The 15,640-nt window shown below is 52.0% G+C and carries 12 protein-coding genes, 2 tRNA genes and 3 rRNA genes; 7 read left to right on the top strand and 10 right to left on the bottom strand.

All coding sequences use genetic code 11. The features are described 5' to 3' along the window. The first annotated feature begins 86 nt into the window (after nt 1-86). Nucleotides 87-989 carry a DNA-binding transcriptional regulator YafC gene (yafC, locus tag LH23_RS09335; protein ID WP_039290469.1) on the top strand — a complete coding sequence of 301 codons (903 nt, stop codon included), beginning with the start codon at nt 87-89 and terminating at the stop codon, nt 987-989. Between the two features lie 6 nt (nt 990-995). On the opposite strand, the gene dkgB is transcribed toward yafC, so the two are convergent. The 7 genes from dkgB to gmhB form a co-directional block, all read right to left on the bottom strand. After that, entirely contained in the window at nt 996-1,802 is an 807-nt protein-coding gene (gene dkgB / locus LH23_RS09330; protein ID WP_039290466.1) for a 2,5-didehydrogluconate reductase DkgB, read from the bottom strand. 175 nt (nt 1,803-1,977) lie between these two features. Beyond that, nucleotides 1,978-2,054: transfer RNA gene (locus tag LH23_RS09325), tRNA-Asp, on the bottom strand. Between the two features lie 55 nt (nt 2,055-2,109). Next, nucleotides 2,110-2,225 (bottom strand): 5S ribosomal RNA (gene rrf, locus LH23_RS09320). A gap of 99 nt (nt 2,226-2,324) precedes the next feature. Beyond that, nucleotides 2,325-5,230: ribosomal RNA gene (locus tag LH23_RS09315) — 23S ribosomal RNA — on the bottom strand. A gap of 212 nt (nt 5,231-5,442) precedes the next feature. Next, a tRNA-Glu gene (locus tag LH23_RS09310) sits at nt 5,443-5,518 on the bottom strand. An 85-nt stretch (nt 5,519-5,603) separates the two neighbouring features. Then, nucleotides 5,604-7,143, bottom strand: a 16S ribosomal RNA gene (locus LH23_RS09305). Together the 16S, 23S and 5S rRNA genes with 2 tRNA genes alongside form the textbook arrangement of a ribosomal RNA operon. A 372-nt stretch (nt 7,144-7,515) precedes the next feature. Further along, nucleotides 7,516-8,082, bottom strand: a complete 567-nt coding sequence (gene gmhB / locus LH23_RS09300) for a D-glycero-beta-D-manno-heptose 1,7-bisphosphate 7-phosphatase (protein ID WP_039290463.1) — start codon at nt 8,080-8,082, stop codon at nt 7,516-7,518. Between the two features lie 188 nt (nt 8,083-8,270). Here gmhB and metN point away from each other — a divergent pair, with 188 nt between their 5' ends. From metN to proS, 6 genes are all read left to right on the top strand, one after another. Further along, on the top strand, nt 8,271-9,302 hold the full coding sequence (metN, locus tag LH23_RS09295; protein ID WP_039290460.1) for a methionine ABC transporter ATP-binding protein MetN: 1,032 nt from the start codon (nt 8,271-8,273) through the stop codon (nt 9,300-9,302). Beyond that, nucleotides 9,295-9,948, top strand: a complete 654-nt coding sequence (locus LH23_RS09290) for a methionine ABC transporter permease MetI (protein WP_039290457.1) — start codon at nt 9,295-9,297, stop codon at nt 9,946-9,948. The genes metN and LH23_RS09290 overlap by 8 nt, the downstream gene beginning before the upstream one ends. Nucleotides 9,949-9,978: 30 nt before the next feature. After that, a complete protein-coding gene (locus LH23_RS09285) occupies nt 9,979-10,794 on the top strand; it encodes a MetQ/NlpA family lipoprotein (RefSeq protein ID WP_008456978.1) in 816 nt (271 codons plus the stop codon). A 113-nt stretch (nt 10,795-10,907) separates the two neighbouring features. After that, nucleotides 10,908-11,312, top strand: coding sequence for an Rcs stress response system protein RcsF (gene rcsF, locus LH23_RS09280; protein ID WP_008456976.1), 405 nt, complete (start codon nt 10,908-10,910; stop codon nt 11,310-11,312). Beyond that, entirely contained in the window at nt 11,309-12,016 is a 708-nt protein-coding gene (gene tsaA / locus LH23_RS09275) for a tRNA (N6-threonylcarbamoyladenosine(37)-N6)-methyltransferase TrmO (RefSeq protein ID WP_039290455.1), read from the top strand. The genes rcsF and tsaA overlap by 4 nt, the downstream gene beginning before the upstream one ends. Before the next feature lie 110 nt (nt 12,017-12,126). Beyond that, nucleotides 12,127-13,845 carry a proline--tRNA ligase gene (proS, locus tag LH23_RS09270; protein ID WP_008456972.1) on the top strand — a complete coding sequence of 573 codons (1,719 nt, stop codon included), beginning with the start codon at nt 12,127-12,129 and terminating at the stop codon, nt 13,843-13,845. A gap of 48 nt (nt 13,846-13,893) precedes the next feature. Here the strand turns inward: proS and nlpE are convergent, their stop codons facing one another. The 3 genes from nlpE to LH23_RS09255 are packed head-to-tail and all read right to left on the bottom strand — an operon-like array spanning nt 13,894 to nt 15,581. Further along, complete coding sequence (gene nlpE / locus LH23_RS09265) at nt 13,894-14,583, bottom strand: envelope stress response activation lipoprotein NlpE (protein WP_039290451.1); 690 nt, start codon at nt 14,581-14,583, stop codon at nt 13,894-13,896. 36 nt (nt 14,584-14,619) lie between these two features. After that, nucleotides 14,620-15,042, bottom strand: a complete 423-nt coding sequence (arfB, locus tag LH23_RS09260; RefSeq protein WP_008456967.1) for an alternative ribosome rescue aminoacyl-tRNA hydrolase ArfB — start codon at nt 15,040-15,042, stop codon at nt 14,620-14,622. Continuing rightward, the gene (locus LH23_RS09255; RefSeq protein WP_008456965.1) at nt 15,039-15,581 is read right to left on the bottom strand and encodes a YaeQ family protein; all 543 of its coding nucleotides are present in this window, start codon (nt 15,579-15,581) and stop codon (nt 15,039-15,041) included. Before LH23_RS09255 ends, arfB begins: the two co-directional genes overlap by 4 nt. Nucleotides 15,582-15,640 lie beyond the last annotated feature (59 nt).

Here is a 15,640-nt window from a genome sequence, read left to right as displayed (position 1 = left end):
TGTCTTTTGATGACACGCAGTATGGCGGGATGCTTAAATAACAAAAATATGTAAAATCTCAATAGAATTTTGCTTGTGGAGCAATAATGAAGGCTACATCGGAAGAACTTGCGATTTTCGTTGCCGTAGTAGAAAGCGGGAGCTTCAGCCGCGCAGCAGAACAGCTGGGACAGGCTAACTCTGCGGTAAGCAGAACGGTTAAAAAGCTGGAGATGAAGCTGGGTGTAAGCCTGCTCAACCGCACAACTCGGCAGCTGAGCCTGACGGAGGAAGGTGAACGCTACTTCCGTAACGTACAGCAGATTCTGCAGGCGATGGCCGCCGCCGAAAATGAAGTGATGGAAAGCAAGCAAACGCCGCGGGGATTATTGCGCATTGATGCCGCAACGCCGGTCATGCTGCATTTACTGATGCCGCTGATAAAACCGTTTCGCGAACGCTACCCTGAGATGACGCTCTCGCTTGTCTCTTCAGAAACCTTCATTAACCTGATCGAACGTAAAGTCGATGTGGCTATTCGCGTGGGCAATTTAACCGACTCAAGCCTGCGTGCCCGGCCGCTCTTTAGTAGCTACCGCAAGATTATTGCTTCACCTGAGTATCTGGCCGCTAACGGTACACCGGAGAATGCCGCCGATCTGGTGAATCACGTCTGCCTGGGCTTTACCGAACCCTCATCTCTTAACCGCTGGCCGGTTTCGCAGGCAGATGGGCAGCTTTTTGAGATCAAGCCTGGATTATCTTCGAATAGTGGAGAAACGCTTAAGCAGCTGTGCCTGACGGGAAACGGTATCGCCTGTCTGTCAGATTTTATGATTGATAAAGAAATTGAAAGCGGAGAGTTTGTTGAGGTGCTTGCGGACAAGCTTTTGCCGGTCAATATGCCTTTTAGCGCGGTGTACTATAGCGACCGGGCGGTCAGTACCCGTATTCGTGCATTTATTGATTTTCTGAGTGACGCAGTAAAACGGCCCCCTGAAGGGCCGTAATCTGGTTTAGTTATCCCACTTTGGTGCCAGACCTTCCGGGCTCACCAGGCGGTCATTGCATTCCAGAGCAGCAATAGCCGCCATGTCTTCTGCATCCAGCTTCAAGTTCAGCGCCTGCAGGTTACTTTCGAGATTCACACGTTTGGTAGATGAAGGAATAACTGCGTAACCCAGAGCCATCGCCCACGCCAGAATCACCTGAGCAGGGGTCGCCTGATGTTTCTGTGCAATGCGGCCAATCGTTTCATCCGCCAGTGCCTTACCATACGCCAGCGTCATGTAAGACGTGATGTGGATGTTATGCTGTTTTGCCCACTCAACAACGGTGCGGTTTTGCAGGTATGGCGACAGTTCGATCTGGTTGGTCGCAATATTTTCAGCGCCTACAGCATCAATAGCCTGCTGCATCAGATCAACCGTGAAGTTCGAAATCCCGATCTGGCGAGTCAAACCGGCTTCTTTAGCCGCCAACAGTGCCTGCATAAATTCTGCCACAGGTACAGCATCGTTTGGCGATGGCCAGTGGATCAGCGTCAGATCGACATAATCAGTGCGCAGCTTCGCCAGGCTCTCTTTCAGGCTTGGGATCAGCTTGTCCTTACTAAGATTTTCGATCCAGATTTTGGTGGTGATAAACAGCTCATCACGCGGAATACCGCTTTCTTCCAGAGCCTGGCCAACGGCTGCTTCATTATCATAGATTTGAGCAGTGTCTACCGCGCGATAGCCCAGCTCCAGTGCAGTTTTAACCGATGCGATGACGACGTCGTCTTTCAGGCGGAAAGTGCCCAGACCGAATGCAGGAATTGCCATTATTAACCTCATTATAGGGTGTGCGTTTGTATGAGGCAGAGTATGCCGGGGAGGACTCAGGTGAAAAAGACGAATAAATGCAGAAGATTTTTGCTAAATCAGCAACAATGTCATCGCAGATGATGAAATTTAAAAACAAAAAAGCCCTGAGTCTAAGACTCAGGGCTTAAATAAGTGGCGGAACGGACGGGACTCGAACCCGCGACCCCCTGCGTGACAGGCAGGTATTCTAACCGACTGAACTACCGCTCCACCGAATTTTTCTACAACCACCGGTTTGTTGCCCCGGTTTACTGCTTAATTTGATGCCTGGCAGTTCCCTACTCTCGCATGGGGAGACCCCACACTACCATCGGCGCTACGGCGTTTCACTTCTGAGTTCGGCATGGGGTCAGGTGGGACCACCGCGCTACGGCCGCCAGGCAAATTCTGTTTATTGACCGTTATATTTTTATATAACCATCAACTAAATCCTGAACTAAGCTGAAAATTTACTTCTCTCTAAAACACCTTCGGTGTTGTAAGGTTAAGCCTCACGGATCATTAGTACTGGTTAGCTCAACGTATCGCTACGCTTACACACCCAGCCTATCAACGTCGTAGTCTTCAACGTTCCTTCAGGACTCTCAAGGAGTCAGGGAGAACTCATCTCGGGGCAAGTTTCGCGCTTAGATGCTTTCAGCGCTTATCTCTTCCGCATTTAGCTACCGGGCAATGCCATTGGCATGACAACCCGAACACCAGTGATGCGTCCACTCCGGTCCTCTCGTACTAGGAGCAGCCCCCCTCAATTCTCCAGCGCCCACGGCAGATAGGGACCGAACTGTCTCACGACGTTCTAAACCCAGCTCGCGTACCACTTTAAATGGCGAACAGCCATACCCTTGGGACCTACTTCAGCCCCAGGATGTGATGAGCCGACATCGAGGTGCCAAACACCGCCGTCGATATGAACTCTTGGGCGGTATCAGCCTGTTATCCCCGGAGTACCTTTTATCCGTTGAGCGATGGCCCTTCCATTCAGAACCACCGGATCACTAAGACCTGCTTTCGCACCTGCTCGAGCCGTCACTCTCGCAGTCAAGCTAGCTTATGCCTTTGCACTAACCTCACGATGTCCGACCGTGATTAGCTAACCTTCGTGCTCCTCCGTTACGCTTTAGGAGGAGACCGCCCCAGTCAAACTACCCACCAGACACTGTCCGCAACCCGGATCACGGGTCTACGTTAGAACATCAAACATTAAAGGGTGGTATTTCAAGGTTGGCTCCACGCAGACTGGCGTCCACGCTTCAAAGCCTCCCACCTATCCTACACATCAAGGCTCAATGTTCAGTGTCAAGCTATAGTAAAGGTTCACGGGGTCTTTCCGTCTTGCCGCGGGTACACTGCATCTTCACAGCGATTTCAATTTCACTGAGTCTCGGGTGGAGACAGCCTGGCCATCATTACGCCATTCGTGCAGGTCGGAACTTACCCGACAAGGAATTTCGCTACCTTAGGACCGTTATAGTTACGGCCGCCGTTTACCGGGGCTTCGATCAAGAGCTTCTCCTTGCGGATAACCCCATCAATTAACCTTCCGGCACCGGGCAGGCGTCACACCGTATACGTCCACTTTCGTGTTTGCACAGTGCTGTGTTTTTAATAAACAGTTGCAGCCAGCTGGTATCTTCGACTGCCTTCAGCTCCACCCGCGAGGGGTTTCACCTAACGACAGCGTGCCTTCTCCCGAAGTTACGGCACCATTTTGCCTAGTTCCTTCACCCGAGTTCTCTCAAGCGCCTTGGTATTCTCTACCTGACCACCTGTGTCGGTTTGGGGTACGATTCAATGTTACCTGATGCTTAGAGGCTTTTCCTGGAAGCAGGGCATTTGTTACTTCAGCACCGTAGTGCCTCGTCATCACACCTCAGCGTTAATAAGAGTCCGGATTTACCTAAACTCTCCGCCTACATGCTTAAACCGGGACAACCGTCGCCCGGCTAACATAGCCTTCTCCGTCCCCCCTTCGCAGTAACACCGAGTACAGGAATATTAACCTGTTTCCCATCGACTACGCCTTTCGGCCTCGCCTTAGGGGTCGACTCACCCTGCCCCGATTAACGTTGGACAGGAACCCTTGGTCTTCCGGCGAGCGGGCTTTTCACCCGCTTTATCGTTACTTATGTCAGCATTCGCACTTCTGATACCTCCAGCAAACCTCACAGTTCACCTTCAACGGCTTACAGAACGCTCCCCTACCCAACAACACATAGTGTCGCTGCCGCAGCTTCGGTGCATGGTTTAGCCCCGTTACATCTTCCGCGCAGGCCGACTCGACCAGTGAGCTATTACGCTTTCTTTAAATGATGGCTGCTTCTAAGCCAACATCCTGGCTGTCTGTGCCTTCCCACATCGTTTCCCACTTAACCATGACTTTGGGACCTTAGCTGGCGGTCTGGGTTGTTTCCCTCTTCACGACGGACGTTAGCACCCGCCGTGTGTCTCCCATGATAACATTCTTCGGTATTCGTAGTTTGCATCGGGTTGGTAAGCCGGGATGGCCCCCTAGCCGAAACAGTGCTCTACCCCCGAAGATGAGTTCACGAGGCGCTACCTAAATAGCTTTCGGGGAGAACCAGCTATCTCCCGGTTTGATTGGCCTTTCACCCCCAGCCACAAGTCATCCGCTAATTTTTCAACATTAGTCGGTTCGGTCCTCCAGTTAGTGTTACCCAACCTTCAACCTGCCCATGGCTAGATCACCGGGTTTCGGGTCTATACCCTGCAACTTAACGCCCAGTTAAGACTCGGTTTCCCTGCGGCTCCCCTATACGGTTAACCTTGCTACAGAATATAAGTCGCTGACCCATTATACAAAAGGTACGCAGTCACCCCATAAAGAGGCTCCCACTGCTTGTACGTACACGGTTTCAGGTTCTTTTTCACTCCCCTCGCCGGGGTTCTTTTCGCCTTTCCCTCACGGTACTGGTTCACTATCGGTCAGTCAGGAGTATTTAGCCTTGGAGGATGGTCCCCCCATATTCAGACAGGATACCACGTGTCCCGCCCTACTCTTCGAACTCACAGCCTGTGCATTTTAGTGTACGGGAGTATCACCCTGTACCCTGCGACTTTCCAGACGCTTCCACTAACACACAAACTGATTCAGGTTCTGGGCTGCTCCCCGTTCGCTCGCCGCTACTGGGGGAATCTCGGTTGATTTCTTTTCCTCGGGGTACTTAGATGTTTCAGTTCCCCCGGTTCGCTTCATTACGCTATGTATTCACGTAATGATAGTGTGTCGAAACACACTGGGTTTCCCCATTCGGAAATCGCCGGCTATAACGGTTCATATCACCTTACCGACGCTTATCGCAGATTAGCACGTCCTTCATCGCCTCTGACTGCCAGGGCATCCACCGTGTACGCTTAGTCGCTTAACCTCACAACCCGAAGATGTTTCGCTTCAGATTATGAAAATTTGAGAGACTCGAACATGTCTTAACCTCATTCTTTATTACGGAAGAACGAGACGACATGTCGTTTCAATTTTCAGCTTGTTCCGGATTGTTAAAGAGCAAATATCTCAAACATGACTCTTTCAAGTCAGCTTTGAGATATAATGGCACGCAACTTTCACTTACATACCAGCAAGTGGCGTCCCCTAGGGGATTCGAACCCCTGTTACCGCCGTGAAAGGGCGGTGTCCTGGGCCTCTAGACGAAGGGGACACTGAAGTCTCAATCGCAAGACGCCTTGCTTCTCTACATCTATCAGACAATCTGTGTGAGCACTACGCGGGTTGTATCTATTAGGTAAGGAGGTGATCCAACCGCAGGTTCCCCTACGGTTACCTTGTTACGACTTCACCCCAGTCATGAATCACAAAGTGGTAAGCGCCCTCCCGAAGGTTAAGCTACCTACTTCTTTTGCAACCCACTCCCATGGTGTGACGGGCGGTGTGTACAAGGCCCGGGAACGTATTCACCGTAACATTCTGATCTACGATTACTAGCGATTCCGACTTCATGGAGTCGAGTTGCAGACTCCAATCCGGACTACGACGCACTTTATGAGGTCCGCTTGCTCTCGCGAGGTCGCTTCTCTTTGTATGCGCCATTGTAGCACGTGTGTAGCCCTACTCGTAAGGGCCATGATGACTTGACGTCATCCCCACCTTCCTCCAGTTTATCACTGGCAGTCTCCTTTGAGTTCCCGGCCGAACCGCTGGCAACAAAGGATAAGGGTTGCGCTCGTTGCGGGACTTAACCCAACATTTCACAACACGAGCTGACGACAGCCATGCAGCACCTGTCTCAGAGTTCCCGAAGGCACCAATCCATCTCTGGAAAGTTCTCTGGATGTCAAGAGTAGGTAAGGTTCTTCGCGTTGCATCGAATTAAACCACATGCTCCACCGCTTGTGCGGGCCCCCGTCAATTCATTTGAGTTTTAACCTTGCGGCCGTACTCCCCAGGCGGTCGACTTAACGCGTTAGCTCCGGAAGCCACGCCTCAAGGGCACAACCTCCAAGTCGACATCGTTTACGGCGTGGACTACCAGGGTATCTAATCCTGTTTGCTCCCCACGCTTTCGCACCTGAGCGTCAGTCTTTGTCCAGGGGGCCGCCTTCGCCACCGGTATTCCTCCAGATCTCTACGCATTTCACCGCTACACCTGGAATTCTACCCCCCTCTACAAGACTCAAGCTTGCCAGTTTCGAATGCAGTTCCCAGGTTGAGCCCGGGGATTTCACATCCGACTTAACAAACCGCCTGCGTGCGCTTTACGCCCAGTAATTCCGATTAACGCTTGCACCCTCCGTATTACCGCGGCTGCTGGCACGGAGTTAGCCGGTGCTTCTTCTGCGAGTAACGTCAATCACTAAGGTTATTAACCTTAATGCCTTCCTCCTCGCTGAAAGTACTTTACAACCCGAAGGCCTTCTTCATACACGCGGCATGGCTGCATCAGGCTTGCGCCCATTGTGCAATATTCCCCACTGCTGCCTCCCGTAGGAGTCTGGACCGTGTCTCAGTTCCAGTGTGGCTGGTCATCCTCTCAGACCAGCTAGGGATCGTCGCCTAGGTGAGCCATTACCCCACCTACTAGCTAATCCCATCTGGGTTCATCTGATGGCAAGAGGCCCGAAGGTCCCCCTCTTTGGTCTTGCGACGTTATGCGGTATTAGCTACCGTTTCCAGTAGTTATCCCCCTCCATCAGGCAGATCCCCAGACATTACTCACCCGTCCGCCGCTCGTCACCCAGGAGCAAGCTCCCCGTGCTACCGCTCGACTTGCATGTGTTAGGCCTGCCGCCAGCGTTCAATCTGAGCCATGATCAAACTCTTCAATTTAAAAGTGTTTGATGCTCAAAGAATTAAAACTGTTTATAAAATCAGTAGTCACTCTTCAAGACTTGATATTTGTTTGCATCCGAAGATGCTGAGATATCAATCCTGCGAGTGCCCACACAGATTGTCTGATAAATTGTTAAAGAGCAATGAGTCAGTTGCTTTCGCTTGCTAACTCGAGGTGGCGTATATTACGCTTTCCTCTTTCAGAGTCAAGCGTTTATTTTCGCTTTCGTCTGACTGACTTCCGGGTTGTGAAGCCGCTTTCGAAGCCGCTTCGCCGTGTCAGTGGAGGCGCATTATAGGGAGTTCTCAGAGCCTGACAACCCCTAATTTGAAAAAACTTTCTGACCGCATGTTTTTTAAGCGAAACGCTTATTTTTGGCGCTGTTTGATGGCTTTTGGCAGGTCAGCAAGGCTGTTTATGACCAAATCTGCGGCCGCCTCACCTTCTTCTGTGACAGGTTTACCCGTACGAACCAACACTTTAGTTCCCACCATTGCGGCAGCACCGGCCTGCATATCTTCAATTTTGTCGCCAACCATATAAGAAGAAGCCATATCAATGTGCAGGAAGTCGCGGGCAGAAATCAGCATTCCAGGCTGCGGCTTGCGGCAATCACAAGTCTGGCTAAACTCTTCCACACTCCCTTCCGGGTGATGAGGACAATAATAGATGCCGTCGAGATCGACACCTCGGTCGGCCAGCGACCAGTCCATCCATTCGGTCAAGTTTTCAAAGTCAGCCTCGGTGAACATCCCCCGCGCAATGCCAGACTGGTTAGTCACCAGCACCAGAGCAAAGCCCATCTCTTTTAATTCGCGCATTGCTTCTATAACACCATCAATAAATTCGAATCGGTCAACTTCATATACATAGCCATGATCGACATTAATGGTGCCATCGCGGTCGAGAAAAATAGCGGGTACGGACTGTGCCACTTGAGAACTCCTGAAACGGGTTAATTGCGCTTAGTATCGCATGATTTAGTAATAAGGAGAGAACAGTCCTTCACTCGCTGATTGATTTAGACGTCTGGATGCCTTAACATCCATATCGATTACGGTAACTTTGGTTACTGGTAGCAGAAAATTCCACGGCTAATACCTATACGATAATAAATGACTCAATGATTAAACTTTCAAATATCACCAAGGTGTTCCAGCAGGGCAACCGCAGCATACAGGCATTGAATAATGTCAGTCTGCACGTGCCTGCCGGGCAAATTTATGGCGTGATTGGCGCGTCCGGCGCGGGTAAAAGTACCCTGATCCGCTGTGTAAACCTGCTGGAGCGCCCAACCGAAGGTTCAGTTCTGGTTGACGGCCAGGACCTGACAACGCTTTCTGAAACCCAGCTAACTAAAGCTCGTCGCCAGATTGGCATGATCTTCCAGCACTTTAACCTGCTTTCTTCGCGAACTGTTTTCGGCAACGTCGCTCTACCGCTTGAGCTGGATAACACACCAAAAGAAGAGATTAAGCGTCGCGTTACCGAGCTGCTGGACTTGGTGGGTTTAGGTGAAAAACACGATGCCTGGCCTGCAAACCTTTCCGGCGGTCAGAAGCAGCGCGTAGCGATTGCCCGTGCACTTGCCAGTAACCCAAAGGTCCTGCTGTGCGACGAAGCCACCAGCGCGCTGGATCCAGCCACGACCCGTTCCATTTTGGAATTACTGAAAGACATTAACCGCCGCCTGGGCCTGACTATTTTGCTCATCACTCACGAGATGGATGTGGTCAAACGCATTTGTGACTGCGTGGCCGTGATCAGCAACGGCGAGCTTATTGAGCAGGATACTGTGAGCGAAGTGTTCTCCCATCCGAAAACGCCTCTGGCGCAGCAATTTATTCAGTCCACGCTGCACCTTGATGTGCCGGAAGATTACGCGCAGCGTTTGAGCGCAGAGCGTAAAGAAAATGCGGTACCTTTATTACGCCTGGAGTTCACTGGTCAGTCGGTGGATGCCCCCCTTCTCTCAGAAACAGCACGTACTTTCAACGTGAACAGCAACATTATTAGCGCGCAGATGGATTATGCCGGTGGCGTGAAGTTCGGCATCATGCTGTGCGAAATGCACGGCGAGCCAAAAGATACGCAAGCGGCTATTGCCTGGCTGCAGGAGCAACACGTGAAAGTAGAGGTGCTGGGTTATGTCTGAAGCAATGATTTGGTTACTGGTACGCGGCGTGTATGAAACGCTGGCCATGACCTTTGTTTCCGGTTTCTTCGGATTTGTGATTGGCCTGCCGGTGGGCGTGCTGCTATACATCACTCGCCCCGGGCAAATTAGCGCCAACGCGAAGCTCTATCGCAGCATTTCTGCCCTGGTAAACATTTTCCGCTCCATTCCATTCATTATCTTGCTGGTATGGATGATTCCGTTTACTCGCGCGATTGTGGGAACCTCCATCGGCCTGCAGGCTGCGATCGTTCCGCTGACCGTGGGCGCCGCGCCGTTTATTGCACGTATGGTTGAAAATGCCCTGCTGGAAATTCCAACCGGCCTGATTGAAGCTTCACGCGCGATGGGCGCCACGCCGCTGCAAATCATTCGCAAAGTACTGCTTCCAGAAGCGCTTCCAGGCCTGGTCAATGCCGCGACGATTACCCTTATCACTTTAGTGGGCTATTCTGCTATGGGCGGTGCCGTCGGTGCCGGTGGTCTGGGGCAGATTGGGTATCAGTACGGGTATATCGGTTACAACGCTACCGTCATGAATACCGTGTTGGTGCTGCTGGTCGTGCTGGTTTACTTAATTCAATTCTCTGGCGATCGCATCGTCCGGGCTGTTACACACAAATAAACACAACTGCATTCATACAAGGAAAAGGACATGGCTTTTAACTTTAAAACGTTCGCCGCGGTCGGCGCTCTGATTGGCTCTCTGGCCCTGGTGGGTTGCGGTCAGGAAGAAAAAGATCCAAACCACATTAAAGTCGGTGTGATTGCCGGGGCTGAGCAGCAGGTTGCGGAAGTGGCTCAGAAAGTGGCCAAAGAGAAATATGGCCTGGATGTTGAGCTGGTGACCTTTACCGACTATGTTCTGCCAAACGAAGCGCTCAGCAAAGGCGATATCGACGTTAACGCCTTCCAGCACAAACCTTACCTGGATCAGCAGATCAAAGATCGTGGGTATAAGCTGGTTTCCGTAGGCAATACTTTTGTTTATCCAATTGCCGGCTACTCTAAAAAAATCAAATCACTGGCTGAACTGCAGCCGGGTTCTCAGGTAGCACTGCCAAACGACCCAACTAACCTCGGCCGCTCTCTGCTGCTGCTGCAGAAAGAAGGGCTGATCAAACTGAAAGACGGCGTTGGCCTGCTGCCAACCGTGCTGGATGTCACCGAGAACCCGAAAAACCTGAAGCTGGTTGAGCTGGAAGCACCACAGCTGCCACGTTCTCTTGACGATGCGCAGATTGCTTTGGCTATCATCAACACCACTTACGCCAGCCAGATTGGCCTGACACCAGCGAAAGACGGTATCTTCGTTGAAGACAAAAACTCTCCTTACGTGAACCTGATCGTTTCTCGCGAAGACAACAAAGATGCAGAGAACGTGAAGAAGTTCGTTCAGGCATACCAGTCTGACGAAGTGAACGAAGCGGCTAACAAAGTCTTTAACGGCGGCGCGGTTAAAGGCTGGTAAGTTTCCATTCTTCAGTTTTACGTAAATAATTAAAGGCGGGCGCAAGCCCGCCTTGTTATTTTGGTTCGAGCTTGCTTCAATGTTCCCCGTTTTACATTCATTGAGGAAATATTATGCGTGCTTTACCGATCTGTTTATTAGCCTTCGCGCTGAGCGGCTGTTCAATGCTAAGCAGATCCCCAGTAGAACCCGTCCAAAGCACGGCTGCTGCGCCGAAGACAGAAACAGAGAAACCGAAAGCGCCTCGTCCTGTTCCGGTCAGAATCTACACCAACGCAGAAGACTTAGTGGGTAAACCGTTCCGAGATTTAGGCGAAGTCAGCGGCGAGTCTTGCCAGGCAAGCAATCAGGATTCTCCTCCGAATATCCCGACAGCGCGTAAACGCATGCAGATTAATGCCTCTAAAATGAAAGCCAATGCGGTTCTACAACACAGCTGCGACATCACGACCGGTACGCCAGGGTGCTACCGTCAGGCTGTTTGCGTTGGATCCGCGCTGCAAGTTTCGGCGCAATGACCCCATTTCAATTTGCACAAATAGGCGTTATTCGCTCCCCTTATAAAGAAAAGTTCGCCGTCCCACGCCAGCCCGGTCTGGTCAAAGACGGCGGTGGTGAACTGCATCTGCTTGCACCTTACAATCAGGCCGATGCCGTTCGTGGGCTGGAAGAGTTTAGCCATCTGTGGCTGCTGTTTGTCTTCCATCAAACGATGGAAGGCGGCTGGCGCCCAACCGTGCGCCCTCCCCGCCTTGGCGGAAACGCGCGAATGGGCGTGTTTGCTACACGCTCTACGTTTCGCCCTAATCCTGTCGGCATGTCGCTGGTTGAGCTTAAAGGTATTCGTTGCCAGAAAGACGAAGTGATCTTGCAGCTCGGTAGTCTGGATTTGGTGGATGGTACGCCCATTGTGGATATCAAACCGTACCTGCCATTTGCAGAAGCCGTGCCGGATGCACGTGCTGGTTATGCACAGCTGGCTCCGCAGGCAGACACGCCTGTGACTTTTACGCCAGAAGTGCAGCACCAGTTAACTGGTCTAGAAAAACGATATCCGCATCTTGCGCGTTTTATCAGCCAGGTGCTTGCCCAGGATCCTCGTCCTGCCTATCGCAAAGGAGAGGATGTCGGGAAAACTTATGCCGTTCTGCTGCTGGACTTTAACGTTCGCTGGCGTGTCACAGAACAAGGTTTTGAAGTGTTCGCCCTCGAAACGAGTTAATTTAGCCCTCTCTCTTTTGACATCTCTGCCACACTGGTAAACTAAACCACTTTTTTTGAAGCAGGCCGCCGGTGGCCTGCGCTCTGCCGTTCAAATGGAACCGTAACAACATGCGTACTAGCCAATATCTGCTCTCCACTCTGAAGGAGACACCTGCCGACGCTGAAGTAGTCAGCCACCAGCTGATGCTGCGCGCCGGGATGATCCGCAAGCTGGCCTCCGGTTTATACACCTGGCTGCCGACCGGTTTGCGCGTCCTGAAGAAAGTCGAAAACATCGTGCGTGAAGAAATGAACAATGCCGGTGCTATCGAAATGTGCATGCCGGTGGTTCAGCCCGCAGACCTGTGGCAGGAGAGTGGACGTTGGGAGCAATACGGCCCGGAGCTGCTGCGTTTTGTTGATCGCGGTGAACGTCCTTTCGTCCTGGGTCCAACCCACGAAGAAGTGATCACCGACCTGATTCGCAACGAGCTTAGCTCCTACAAGCAGCTGCCGCTGAATCTGTTCCAGATCCAGACCAAATTCCGTGACGAAGTTCGCCCACGCTTTGGCGTGATGCGTTCCCGCGAATTCCTGATGAAAGACGCCTACTCGTTCCATACGTCTCAGGAATCTCTGCAGGAAACCTATGACAAAATGTATGAGGCCTACAGCAAGATCTTCTCGCGCATGGGTCTGGATTTCCGCGCCGTTCAGGCAGATACCGGTTCTATTGGCGGCAGCGCCTCCCATGAGTTCCAGGTGCTGGCCCAAAGCGGTGAGGATGATGTGATCTTCTCTGACAGCTCAGACTATGCGGCAAACATCGAATTCGCTGAAGCATTAGCACCAGCAGCAGGCCGCGCAGCGCCAACCGCTGAAATGAGCCAGATCGACACCCCGAACGCAAAAACCATCGCCGAGCTGGTTGAGCAGTTCAACCTGCCAATCGAGAAAACGGTTAAGACTTTGCTGGTGAAAGCCACCGAAGGCAGCGCTTATCCGCTGGTTGCTTTGCTGGTTCGTGGCGATCACGAGCTGAACGAAGTGAAAGCTGAGAAGCTGCCGCAGGTAGCAAGCCCGCTGACGTTCGCCACCGAACAAGAAATTCGCGACATCGTGAAAGCTGGTCCTGGCTCCCTGGGCCCAATCAACCTGCCTGTTCCGGTTGTGATTGACCGCAGCGTTGCCGCGATGAGCGATTTCGCCGCTGGCGCAAACATCGACGGGAAGCACTTCATCGGTATTAACTGGGAACGCGATGTTGCGCTGCCGGAAGTGGCAGATATCCGTAACGTTGTTGCCGGCGATCCAAGCCCGGATGGCAAAGGCACCTTGATGATCAAGCGCGGCATCGAAGTGGGTCATATCTTCCAGTTGGGTACCAAGTACTCTGAAGCGCTGAAAGCCGCCGTTCAGGGTGAAGATGGTCGTAACCAGACGCTGACTATGGGTTGCTATGGTATCGGTGTTACCCGCGTGGTCGCGGCTGCGATTGAACAGAACTTTGACGATCGCGGTATTCTGTGGCCGGACGCTATCGCGCCGTTCCACGTTGCGATTCTGCCAATGAACATGCACAAGTCATTCCGCGTGCAGCAGCTGGCTGAAGAGCTGTATACCACGCTGCGTGCACAGGGTATCGACGTGTTGCTGGATGACCGTAAAGAGCGTCCTGGCGTGATGTTTGCCGACATGGAGCTGATTGGTATTCCTCACACTATCGTTATCGGCGACCGCAATCTCGACAACGAAGAGATCGAATACAAACATCGCCGTGCCGGTGAGAAGCAGATGATCAAAACCAACGAGATCGTTGATTTCCTGGTAAAGCAGATCAAAGGCTAGTTCGCCACTGAGTATAAAAAAGCCCTGCATTTGCAGGGCTTTTTCATTTTAGTCGTTACACTCTTTGCCGGGCTTAAACTTCGCGCCTTTATCGGCGACCAGAGCTTTTTGCAGCTCTCCGCTGTCTGGAGAAGCCTGCAACGTAAAGTGCCCTTCTACCACCAGCAGGATTGGCGCGCTGTTCTTGCCGCGCGCTGCCGCATAGGCTCTTTCCAGTTCGGCGTTATCCGCAACGGTAAAGGTTTTACCGGTCGCACAATCCTGGAATGATGCCGCGTCAGCCATGTATTTATACTTGCCTTTCATCGGCATTGGCGTTGAAGGCAGCTTCGCATCCACCGCTTTTAGCGTGTAGTTGAACTGCGAATCGATCGGATTACCTTCGCGATCCAGCATCACCAGGCTGTCACCCTTAGGGTGGAAATATTGTTTTTCGCCTTCGCTGTCGGTTAAGACCAGCTTATCGGCAGTGCGCGCCCATTTACCGTAGCTGGCAAATGAGGCTCCTTTACCCTGGTAAGTTTGATTCATCACCCAGGTGCCGTCCTTTTCCAGGAACAGCGAGGTTTCAATCCCTTCACAATCCGCACACGGCACTACGCCGCGATAGCTCTGCTGCATAGGTTTCAGCTCTGCCGCCTGAGCCGGGATCAAAGTTTGCGTTTCCGTACGATTATTACAGCCAAATAGCGTGAACAGGCTGAGCGCTGCCAGCGCAGCCAGAAGACTCTTCTTCATGCTTTATTCCTTATGCCGTTGTCCTAACGTTCGCCGCTACTCCGGATGGCGACGAACTTTGCCGCGTAGTGCTTTGGTTGTCGATTTCTGCGCCTTCGAGGCCAGACGCCGTTCTTTGGAAGCCCGCGTCGGCTTTGTGGCGCGGCGGCTCTTCTGCACTACGGTGAGTTCTTGTATCAGTGAAACCAGGCGAGCCACCGCCGCTTCGCGGTTCATTTCCTGGCTTCGGTATTCCTGAGCTTTAATCACCACCACGCCCTCAGGCGTGATCAAATGGTGACTGACTGCCAGCAGACGTATCTTATACGACTCTGGCAGGCTAGAGGCAGGGATATCAAAGCGCAAATGAATCGCCGTTGAGGTTTTATTCACATGCTGCCCGCCAGCCCCCTGGGCGCGAATTGCGGTAATCGTGACTTCATTGTCCGGGATAACGACCGTTCGCGACACGGAAATCATTGTTGCAGCCAGGCCGTAAAGTGAATTTCCAGATTATTCTCGCTGTCGGACAGCCAGATTGCGCCATCCTGAATCGTCGCCTGTAGGTTCATTGTGCGTGTGCCAAACTCGCTTAGCTTCGCCAACTGTGCGTCATCCAGATACCAGATGGACAGGTTTTTAAACTGGCTCAGCCGGGTCTGGTTTTGCTGCCACCAAATTTCCGCTGCCCGACTATTATAGGTAAACAATGCCACCTCAGCCGACTGGCTGCAGGCTTTTTTCACCCGACGTTCTTCCGGTAACCCTAGTTCTACCCACAAATCAATGCCAAGGTGATCGTTTTTACGCCAAATTTCCGGCTCGTCTTCTGCGCTGAGACCACGGGTAAATTCCAGACGCTCATCCGCATATTTAATCCATGCCAGCAGGCGCAGCATCATGCGTTCCTGCGTTTCCGAAGGGTGACGCGCCAGCGTCAGGCTGCTGTCCAGAAACCGATTACGATCGAGATCGGCCACATTCACCGTCGCCTTATAAATTGTCGCTTTTAACGCCATCACACTTCTCCATACACAATTGCGCGCTATTGTAGCGAAATAACGTACATTCGGCTCTG

Origin of the sequence: Cedecea neteri, assembly GCF_000758305.1 — a bacterium.
Lineage (GTDB): Bacteria > Pseudomonadota > Gammaproteobacteria > Enterobacterales > Enterobacteriaceae > Cedecea > Cedecea neteri_C.
This window is presented reverse-complemented; position numbering and strand designations above follow the sequence as displayed.

What these genes read in the sequence shown, in the direction of transcription:
- nlpE (WP_039290451.1), bottom strand. Translation starts at nt 14,583, where the DNA reads ATGAAGAAGAGTCTTCTGGCTGCGCTGGCAGCGCTCAGCCTGTTCACG.
- dkgB (WP_039290466.1), bottom strand. Translation starts at nt 1,802, where the DNA reads ATGGCAATTCCTGCATTCGGTCTGGGCACTTTCCGCCTGAAAGACGAC.
- LH23_RS09290 (WP_039290457.1), top strand. Translation starts at nt 9,295, where the DNA reads ATGTCTGAAGCAATGATTTGGTTACTGGTACGCGGCGTGTATGAAACG.
- arfB (WP_008456967.1), bottom strand. Translation starts at nt 15,042, where the DNA reads ATGATTTCCGTGTCGCGAACGGTCGTTATCCCGGACAATGAAGTCACG.
- proS (WP_008456972.1), top strand. Translation starts at nt 12,127, where the DNA reads ATGCGTACTAGCCAATATCTGCTCTCCACTCTGAAGGAGACACCTGCC.
- LH23_RS09255 (WP_008456965.1), bottom strand. Translation starts at nt 15,581, where the DNA reads ATGGCGTTAAAAGCGACAATTTATAAGGCGACGGTGAATGTGGCCGAT.
- metN (WP_039290460.1), top strand. Translation starts at nt 8,271, where the DNA reads ATGATTAAACTTTCAAATATCACCAAGGTGTTCCAGCAGGGCAACCGC.
- yafC (WP_039290469.1), top strand. Translation starts at nt 87, where the DNA reads ATGAAGGCTACATCGGAAGAACTTGCGATTTTCGTTGCCGTAGTAGAA.
- LH23_RS09285 (WP_008456978.1), top strand. Translation starts at nt 9,979, where the DNA reads ATGGCTTTTAACTTTAAAACGTTCGCCGCGGTCGGCGCTCTGATTGGC.
- tsaA (WP_039290455.1), top strand. Translation starts at nt 11,309, where the DNA reads ATGACCCCATTTCAATTTGCACAAATAGGCGTTATTCGCTCCCCTTAT.
- rcsF (WP_008456976.1), top strand. Translation starts at nt 10,908, where the DNA reads ATGCGTGCTTTACCGATCTGTTTATTAGCCTTCGCGCTGAGCGGCTGT.